Source organism: Pelagibius sp. (assembly GCF_028289705.1).
GTDB lineage: Bacteria > Pseudomonadota > Alphaproteobacteria > Kiloniellales > Kiloniellaceae > Pelagibius.
The window spans coordinates 1-8,703 of record NZ_JANQOI010000166.1 but is presented as its reverse complement, the minus strand read 5'-3'; the positions used below and the strand labels follow the sequence as shown (position 1 = coordinate 8,703).

10 protein-coding genes are annotated in these 8,703 nt (G+C 66.8%); 6 read left to right on the top strand and 4 right to left on the bottom strand.

All coding sequences use genetic code 11. The features are described 5' to 3' along the window. Positions 1-1,173 (top strand): IS481 family transposase (locus Q0996_RS20675; RefSeq protein WP_299624278.1); only part of this gene is annotated, 1,173 nt, incomplete at its 5' end. Between the two features lie 177 nt (positions 1,174-1,350). Here Q0996_RS20675 and bdcA read toward each other — a convergent pair. Further along, the gene (gene bdcA, locus Q0996_RS20670; protein WP_299624276.1) at positions 1,351-2,064 is read right to left on the bottom strand and encodes an SDR family oxidoreductase; all 714 of its coding nucleotides are present in this window, start codon (positions 2,062-2,064) and stop codon (positions 1,351-1,353) included. Positions 2,065-2,171: 107 nt separating this feature from the next. On the opposite strand from bdcA, the gene Q0996_RS20665 reads away from it, so the two are divergent. The 5 genes from Q0996_RS20665 (at position 2,172) to pheT (ending at position 7,135) form a co-directional block, all read left to right on the top strand. Beyond that, positions 2,172-2,792 (top strand): TetR/AcrR family transcriptional regulator, encoded by a 621-nt coding sequence (locus Q0996_RS20665; protein WP_299624274.1) that lies wholly within the window; start codon positions 2,172-2,174, stop codon positions 2,790-2,792. A gap of 134 nt (positions 2,793-2,926) precedes the next feature. Next, entirely contained in the window at positions 2,927-3,130 is a 204-nt protein-coding gene (gene rpmI, locus Q0996_RS20660) for a 50S ribosomal protein L35 (RefSeq protein ID WP_299624272.1), read from the top strand. A 13-nt stretch (positions 3,131-3,143) separates the two neighbouring features. Continuing rightward, positions 3,144-3,500, top strand: a complete 357-nt coding sequence (rplT, locus tag Q0996_RS20655; protein ID WP_299624271.1) for a 50S ribosomal protein L20 — start codon at positions 3,144-3,146, stop codon at positions 3,498-3,500. Positions 3,501-3,660: 160 nt separating this feature from the next. Beyond that, a complete protein-coding gene (gene pheS / locus Q0996_RS20650) occupies positions 3,661-4,731 on the top strand; it encodes a phenylalanine--tRNA ligase subunit alpha (RefSeq protein ID WP_299624268.1) in 1,071 nt (356 codons plus the stop codon). Between the two features lie 4 nt (positions 4,732-4,735). Further along, the gene (pheT, locus tag Q0996_RS20645; RefSeq protein ID WP_299624266.1) at positions 4,736-7,135 is read left to right on the top strand and encodes a phenylalanine--tRNA ligase subunit beta; all 2,400 of its coding nucleotides are present in this window, start codon (positions 4,736-4,738) and stop codon (positions 7,133-7,135) included. 15 nt (positions 7,136-7,150) lie between these two features. Here pheT and Q0996_RS20640 read toward each other — a convergent pair whose 3' ends face one another. The 3 genes from Q0996_RS20640 to Q0996_RS20630 all read right to left on the bottom strand — a co-directional run bounded on the left by Q0996_RS20640 (position 7,151) and on the right by Q0996_RS20630 (position 8,398). Beyond that, positions 7,151-7,330 (bottom strand): hypothetical protein, encoded by a 180-nt coding sequence (locus Q0996_RS20640; protein WP_299624263.1) that lies wholly within the window; start codon positions 7,328-7,330, stop codon positions 7,151-7,153. A gap of 258 nt (positions 7,331-7,588) precedes the next feature. Further along, a complete protein-coding gene (locus tag Q0996_RS20635; RefSeq protein ID WP_299624261.1) occupies positions 7,589-7,939 on the bottom strand; it encodes a hypothetical protein in 351 nt (116 codons plus the stop codon). 174 nt (positions 7,940-8,113) lie between these two features. Next, positions 8,114-8,398 carry a hypothetical protein gene (locus Q0996_RS20630; RefSeq protein WP_299624259.1) on the bottom strand — a complete coding sequence of 95 codons (285 nt, stop codon included), beginning with the start codon at positions 8,396-8,398 and terminating at the stop codon, positions 8,114-8,116. Between the last annotated feature and the right edge of the window lie 305 nt (positions 8,399-8,703).

The following is an 8,703-nucleotide window of genomic DNA, read 5'->3' as shown; positions in this document are numbered from 1 at the left end:
ATAGCTTTTGTGTCTGCTGCTTTGAGAGACGAGGCGCCGATGAGCGAACTCTGCGCGGCCTTCGGTATCAGTCGGACCACCGGCTACAAGTGGCTGCGGCGCTGGCGCGGGCAAGGACCGGCGGGTCTGGAGGATCGGTCACGCGCGCCGCGCTGTCACGGCCGCCAGATGGCGCCGGAACAGGCCGAGGCGATCCTGGCCTTGCGCCGGGACCGGCCGCACTGGGGCCCGCGCAAGCTGCGGGTCATCCTTGAGACGCAGCAGCCGGAGGTGTGTTGGCCGGCGGCGAGCACGATCGGCGATCTCCTGCGCCGCCACGGCCTGAGTGAGCGTCGCCGGCGCCGGGCCACCATTGCCGGTCCACACCCTGCTGACTTCGCCCCGGTCACGGCGCCAAACGATCTCTGGTGCATCGACTTCAAGGGCTGGTTCCGCACCCGAGATGGCCGGCGCTGCGATCCCCTGACCATCACCGACGCCTACAGCCGCTATGCCCTGGTCTGCCAGATCGTCAAGCCGGCCTACCGCCCGGTCGAGGCAGTGGTGATGAAAGCTTTCAAGCGCTATGGCCTGCCCAAGGCGATGCGCTGCGACAACGGCCCGCCCTTTGCCGCGCCAGGCCCTGGTGGGCTGACCCGCCTGTCCCTGGGTTGGCTCAAGGCCGGCATCGCCCTGGAACGGATCGAAGCCGGCAAGCCCCAACAGAACGGGCGTCACGAGCGCTTCCACCGAACCCTCAAGCAGGAGACCTCCAGCCCCCCGGCAGCCAACGCCCGCGAACAGCAGGCCCGCTTCGATGCTTTCTGCCATGACTATAACCACAAGCGCCCCCACGAGGCGCTCGCCCAGAAACCGCCGGCCAGCCTTTGGCAGCCTTCCACCCGGGCTTACCCCAAAGAGCTCGCCCAGCCTTGGTACGATGCCTGCCATGCCGTGCGGCGGGTGCGCCCCAGTGGCGAGATCAAATGGGCCGGCCGCTCGGTCTTTATCAGTGAGACCCTGGCGGGTGAGAGTGTCGGCATCGCCGAAACCAGAGACGGCGACTGGCTGGTCCGTTATGCCCAGATCGATCTCGGGATCATCGACCCGAAGAGGCACCGACTGATCCGCTTTGTGGCGCCCCGATCGGGGCGCCACAAAGCGAACAAAGCACGAAGACTGTCAGCCATGTAACCGGTCCAAACTGTAAGCTATCTTCCCGGTTGCTCAACCCTCTCCGCCGTAAGCGGTTCGCCCTTGAGCCTTCGTTCTCCTGTCCCGAACTGATGCCGTTGCTTCCAACTCCCGACATCACAAGCCTCTGCGCGAAACAGCGACAAGTTAAGCCGAACGGCAGTGGTCGACGACAGCCTATGCGCCGAAGCCGCCGTCGATGGTGTGCTGCGCGCCGGTGACGATGCCGGCTTCCGGACCCACCAGATAGGCCACCATGCCGGCAATCTCGGCCGGTCTGGCGTGGCGCTTGATGGCCATGAAGGAATGCATGGTGTCCTTCATCGGGCCGTCGGCGGGGTTCATGTCGGTGTCCACCGGGCCCGGCTGAACCGAGTTGACGGTGATGCCGCGTTCGCCGAAGTCCCGGGCGAGGCCCCGGACCATCCCCTGCACCGCGGACTTGGTCAGCGCATAGGCCGCGCCGCCGGGAAAGGGCATGCGGTCGCCGTTGACTGAGCCGATGACCACGATGCGGCCGCCGTCGTTCATGCTCCGCGCGGCTTCCACAGCGGCGTGATAGGGGCTGCGCACGTTGATGTCGATCATCCGGTCGACGGCATCCGGATCGCTTTCCAGCGGATCGCCCATCACCACCACGCCGGCATTGATCACCAGAATGTCCAAGGCGCCCTGGCCGGCGATGGTCCCGGCGACGGCGGCCCGGTCGGCGCTGTCGGTCTGAATGGCCGTGGCGCCGGTCTTGTCGGCCAGGGCGGCTGCCGCTTCGGCCGATCCCGCGTAGGTGAAGCGCGTGTCGGCGCCCTCTGCGGTCAGCCGCTCGACAATGGCTGCGCCGATGCCGCGGCTGCCGCCCAGGATCAGGGCCTTCTTCTCGTTCAGGGTGGGCATGACGCTGCTCCTTTTCTGACGTGGTAGGGGTCTGGATTCAGGGGGAATTTGATTTTGTAGTGATCACTAAGTATATCTCTAGGGCCGCTATGCAAGAGAAATTTGTAATGACCGCTAAAGAAATCGAGCAGAAGCGGGGCCGGCCCCGGGCCTTCGATGTCGACGCGGCGCTGGAAACCGCCTTGGCGCTGTTCCATGAGCGCGGCTACGACGGCGTCGGCGTCGCCGAGCTCAGCCAGGCCATGGGGATCAAGCCGCCCAGCCTCTATGCCGCCTTCGGCAGCAAGCAAGGGCTCTTCGAGCGGGCCGTGGACCTCTACCTCGCGCGCAGCGGCGGCTTTGTGCGGGCGGCCCTCGACGAGCCGGGGCCGGCTGCGGACGTCATCGCCCGGCTGTTCAACCGTGCTGCCGAGGCCTATACCAGCGAGGGCGGCCCCCTCGGCTGCCTGATCATGGACGGGGCGCGCAATTCCGCCGAGCCGGCGGCCTGTGCCTTCACCGCCGGCCTTCAGGAGGCCTCGCGCAAGGCCGTCATCGAGCGCATCCTTCGGGACCTTCCCGCGGAGGGCGCCGCCGCCGCGGCCGGGCGGTTGGCGGACTTCGTCATGGTCACCCTGGCCGGCCTCTCCGCGGCGGCGCGCGACGGCATGCCGCGTGAGGCCCTACGGGAGGCCGGAGCCATCGCGGCGGCCGGTTTCGCCGCGGCCGTGGCCCAGGCCGGCGCCTGACGGCGGAACCGCCGGCCCGCCTTGCATTCCCGCCTGCAGGTCGCTATAACCCCGCGTTCTTGAAGATGAGCGGTCCGGCGAAAGGGCATGCCCAGCCGCTCCAAGTCTCTCGTTTCGTTCAGAAAGGAAGCAAAATGCCCAAACTGAAGAACAAGTCCGGGGCGAAGAAGCGCTTCCGGCTCACCGCCTCCGGGCGGGTGCGTATGAACCAGGCCGGCAAGCGCCACGGCATGCGCAAGCGCCCCCAGAAGATGATTCGCAACGCCAGGGGCTCCACCCTGCTGTGCGACGCCGACGCCAAGATCGTCCGGCGCAACTTCCTTCCCTACGCCAAGTAAGGAGACGCGCGTCATGGCACGAGTGAAACGCGGCGTCACCACGCACGCCCGCCACAAGAAGGTCATCGGCCGCGCCAAGGGCTATCGGGGCCGCGGCAAGAATGTCTTCACCGTCGCGATCGAGCGAGTCGAAAAGGGCCTGCAGTACGCCTATCGCGACCGCCGGGTCAAAAAGCGGAACTTCCGCTCCCTCTGGATCCAGCGCATCAACGCCGGTGCCCGCGAGCACGGCCTGACCTACTCGCAGTTTATGAACGGCATCAAGCGGGCGGGCATCGAGCTCGACCGCAAGGTGCTGTCTGACCTTGCGGTGCGCGAGCCCGAAGCCTTTAAGTCCCTGGTCGAACAGGCGAAGGCCGCACAGGCCTGACGCCTCTCGTTGACCCGCCGGTCCGGACACAAGCGCACGGTCGGCGGGTTGCAGGGTCCAATCCCGCAGAACCGGCCCGAAGAGCGGGCCGTTTCCCGGACACCGCCGCAAGCTTGGAACCGGCGGTCCGATGGGTGGGATGGCAAAGGCGGAAGTAGGCATGGACAATCTTGAACAGCTGCAGAGCAGTCTGATCGATCGGGTGGCATCGGCCGCCGATCTGGAAAGCCTGGAGAAGTTGCGGGTCCAGGCGCTGGGCAAGAAGGGCGAGCTGACCCAGCGGCTGAAGACCCTGGGCAGCCTCTCCCCGGAGGAGCGCAAGGAGGCCGGACAGAGCCTCAACAAGGTCAAGGAGGCGGTGAACGCCGCCATCGAGACCCGCCGCGGAACCCTGGAGGAGGCGGCGCTGGAGGCCAGGCTGGCCGAGGAGACCGTCGACGTCAGCCTGCCGGCGCGCCCGGCGGAGATGGGGCGCATCCACCCCATCAGCCAGACCTGGGAAGAGCTGGTGGCGATCTTCGGCGAGATGGGCTTCTCCGTCGCCGAGGGGCCGCATATCGAAGACGACTTCCACAACTTCACGGCCCTCAACATCCCCGAAGAGCATCCGGCCCGCCAGGACATGGATACCTTCTACCTGCGCCCGGCGGCCGACGGCACCCGCAAGGTGCTGCGCACCCACACCTCGCCGGTGCAGATCCGCACCATGCTGGCCGAGAAGCCGCCGATCCGCATCATCGTGCCGGGCCGCACCTTCCGCGCCGACCACGACGCCACCCACTCGCCGATGTTCCATCAGGTCGAGGGGCTGGTGGTCGACAAGACCACCCACATGGGCCACCTGAAGGGCACCCTGACGGCCTTCTGCCGGGCCTATTTCGGGGTGGCGGACCTGCCGCTGCGCTTCCGCCCGAGCTACTTCCCCTTCACCGAGCCCAGTGCCGAGGTGGACATCGGCTGCAGCCGCGAGGGCGGCGAGCTGAAAATCGGGCCGGGCAAGGACTGGCTGGAAATCCTCGGCTGCGGCATGGTGCACCCCAAGGTGCTGGCCAACTGCGGCATCGACCCGGAGGAGTACCAGGGCTTCGCCTTCGGCATGGGGATCGAGCGCATCGCCATGCTGAAGTACGGCTTCCCCGACCTGCGGATCTTCTACGAGACGGACCTGCGCTGGCTGAAGCACTACGGCTTCGTGCCGCTGGAGCAGCCGTCCCTGGTGCGGGGGAGCTGAGGCGATGAAGTTCACCCTGAACTGGCTGAAGGACCACCTGGAGACCGAGGCCTCCCTGCGGGAGATCACCGACAGCCTGTCGATGATCGGCCTGGAGGTGGAGGGCGTGGAGGACCGGGCCGAGGCCCTGAAGGCCTTCACCGTGGCCCAGGTGAAAGAGGCGCGCCAGCATCCCAATGCCGACCGTCTGCGGGTCTGTATCGTCGACACCGGCGAGCAGGAGGTGCAGGTGGTCTGCGGCGCGCCCAATGCGCGCAGCGGCATGAAGGGCGTCTTCGCCCCGGTGGGCAGCTACATCCCCGGCACCGACATGACCCTCAAGGCGGGCAAGATCCGCGGCGAGGAGTCCAACGGCATGCTGGTCTCCGAGCGCGAGATGGGGCTCTCCGACGAGCACGAGGGCATCATCGACCTGCCGGAGGACGCCCCCCTGGGCGCGCCCTTCGCCGCGGTCGCCGGCCTCGACGATCCGGTGATCGAGATCGCCATCACCCCGAACCGCGGCGACTGCCTGGGCGTGCGCGGCATCGCCCGCGACCTGGCGGCGGCGGGGCTGGGCACCCTGAAGGCGCTGGACAGCGGCCCGGTCGAGGGCAGCTTCGAAAGCCCCATCAAGTGGCGCCGCGACCTGCCGGCGGACCGCCAGGGCGCCTGTCCCTATGTCGCCGGGCGCTACTTCCGCGGGGTGAAGAACGGCCCCAGCCCGAAGTGGCTGCAGGACCGTCTGCGGGCCATCGGTCTGCGCCCCATCTCGGCCCTGGTCGACATCACCAACTACGTGACCTTCGACCTGAACCGCCCGCTGCACGTCTTCGACGCCGACAAGGTGAAGGGCGACGTGGTCATGCGCTTCGCCGAGGAGGGCGCGGAGATCCTGGCTCTCGACGGCGAGACCTACCGCCTGGATGGTGAGATGGTGGCGATCCACGACGACGCCGGCCCCGAAGGCATTGGCGGCGTGATGGGCGGCGAGCTTTCCGGCTGTACCGAGGAGACCCAGAACGTCTTCCTGGAAGTCGCCCTCTTCGATCCGGTGATGGTGGCGAAGACCGGGCGCAAGCTGGGAATCATTTCCGACGCGCGCTACCGCTTCGAACGCGGCCTCGATCCCCAGTCCGCGGTCTGGGGCGTGGAGGTCGCCGCCCGCCTGGTGCGGGAGCTTTGCGGCGGCGAGACCAGCCACGTGGTCAGCGCCGGCGAACTGCCGGACACGCAACGGCAAGTCAGCCTGCGTCCCGAGCGGGTGCGCGATCTGGGCGGCATCGAGGTGCCGGCCGAACGCCAGAAGGAGATCCTCGAACGCCTGGGCTTCGCCGTGGAGGGAAGTAACGGCGCCCTCACGGTGACGCCGCCGAGCTGGCGGCCCGATGCCGAGGGCGAGGCCTGCCTGGTGGAAGAGGTCATGCGCATCCACGGCTACGACCACATCCCGGAGGTCGACCTGCCGCGGGAAAGCTATCTGCCCAGCGCCGTGCTCACCCCGGCCCAGCGCCGGGTCTCCGCGGCGCGCACCGCGCTTGCCTGGCGCGGGATGATGGAGGGTGTGACCTTCTCCTTCGTGTCCGAGCGGGAGGCCGCCCTCTTCGGCGGCGCTTCCCAGGCCATGCATCTCGACAATCCGATTTCGGCGGATCTCAACGTGATGCGGCCGACGCCGCTGGCCAACCTGGCCGTGGCGGCCGCGCGCAACGCGGACCGCGGTTACGGTGACCTGGCCCTCTTCGAGGTCGGGCCGCAATACCACGACGACACGCCGCAGGGTCAGGCGACGGTGGCGGCGGGCCTGCGCAGCGGTGAGGAGGCCAGGCGTACCTGGGCCGCCGCGCCGCGGCCGGTCGACGTCTTCGACGCCAAGGGCGATGCCGAGGCGGTGCTGCGGGCCTGCGACGCGCCGGTGGACAAGCTGCAGGTCACCCGCGATGCCGCGCCCTGGTACCATCCCGGCCGTTCCGGAGTCCTGCGTCTCGGCCCCAAGGTCCTGGCCCAGTTCGGCGAGCTTCACCCGCGGGTGCTGAAGGCGCTGGACGTCAGAGGGCCGGCGGTCGCCTTCGAAGCCTTCCTCGATGCCGTGCCCCTGCCGCGCGCCGGCCGGCAGAAGCCCAGCCTGCTGGAGCTTTCGGCCTTTCAGCCGGTCTCCCGGGATTTCGCCTTTCTGGTGGACGAAGAGGTCTCGGCGGAAAAGCTGCTGCGCGCGGCCCGCGGTGCCGACAAGACCCTGATCAGCGATGTCTCACTGTTCGATGTCTATCAGGGCAAGGGGGTCGAGCCGGGCAAGAAGTCTCTGGCGATTGCGGTGACCCTGCAGCCGCGCGACGCGACGCTGACGGATCAGCAGATCGAAGTCGTGGCCCAGCGGATCGTTCAGCAGGTCACCAGCGCGACCGGCGGAACCCTGCGCGGGTAAATCATCTTTTGTGGATCAGCGCGAGGTGACTGCTTCGCCGGTCCGGTTGCGCGCCCAGAGCTCGTCGGCGCGGCGGGCCTTCGCCACCAGTTCCTTGGCGAGCTTGATGTTGCCGGCGGCCTCGGCACGCGCGGCGAGCGCCCAGGTCATCGCGGCGTACTCCCGTGCTTCGGCCTCGCTGATTCTCCGGTCCATTGCCAGTTTTCCCTGCCCTTCTCTCGGAAATCGAGAAGCCTTGAGCGTTGGACGGGCATGGTTAACGAAAGGTTAAGATCCGGATTACTGTGATATTTGAGCACTCACTGTGGCGCTGATGCAACAGACCAAAGAAGCGATTGAGTAGCGGATAAGTCGGGTGCCGCACAAAGGGCCGGACAGACGATCGGGCAAAAGGAAAGAGCCCGGTCCGCGGACCGGGCTCTCGAGAGGATTTCAAACAACCGGGAAGTGATCTCAGGTGCTGTACCACTGCATGCAAAGACGCGGGCCCTGGTGTGCCTTGTTGACCGCCTTGCTTTTGTTGATGGTCTTGTTGATGAAGGCTTCCAACTCGCGAATGTGATGCTCCGGCACGCCCAGGCGGATCAGCTTGGCGCGCGACTGGCGAGCATTCCTGTTGTAGGTGGCCGCGTCCTTCTTTCCGAGCGCTTCGTATGCTTTCACCATGCAGTAGTTCTGCTGGTACCAGCGCGCTTCATTGCGCGCCGCGGCCGGGGTGGCCGAGGTCGCGAGCACGAAACCCGCCACCGCAACGCAGGCCGCCATGCGCAGGCCGTTCCCGGATGTCGTAAAGAGTTTGCCCATGAAACCTCTCCGCATCGTGATTCCTCAGAACCCTGAGGTCCCCCAATTCTTCTCGCCTTGCGTTGAGATTCCGTGAAGAATCGAGACAATGCCCCCCAAATCCAGGCCAGTCTAGCAGGCCGGATCTAGACCATAAAGTATGAAACCCGACAGCAACGACTGACCGCCCGAAGGCTAATACTGGAAGAACCTCGGTAGTCCCGAGCGCGGCGTCAGAAGACGCGTTGTAGAACTCGCCCCCGGCTGCCACTGCAACTCGATTCCCTGATCGACAAGGAAAGATTCCGCCGCCGCCCGCGCCTCGGCGTGGGTGGGCGCAGTGCCCTGTTGATAGCGGATCCCGTCCTGCTCGAAGGTCACGGTCCAACGGAACAGGGACTCGCCGCGTTCGTAGTTGAAGCTTGAAGTTTCCCGCCAAGGTTCGATAAGGATATTGTGCCTCTTCAAAATTCCCTCCATCGGCCTCCCGGGCAAAGGGCTAACACGGTGTCTATCGCGCCGGGTGTGACGACTTCGGGACAAATTCGCGCCATTGGGTGGGTGCGAAGCGGTTCTGTTCGCCCCGCATGGGCGGGGCCGTCGGTCGCCGGGAGGGGTGCATCGAAGCGTTGATCGGGGCCGGCGCGCGCCCTATCTTCCAGCGCGCCAAGCTGCGGCGGCGCCGTGGCCGGGGCGATTTGAGGCAGTGCCAGTTTGAAGACGATGACCGACCTATCTCACATCCGTAACTTTGCGATCATCGCCCATATCGACCACGGCAAGTC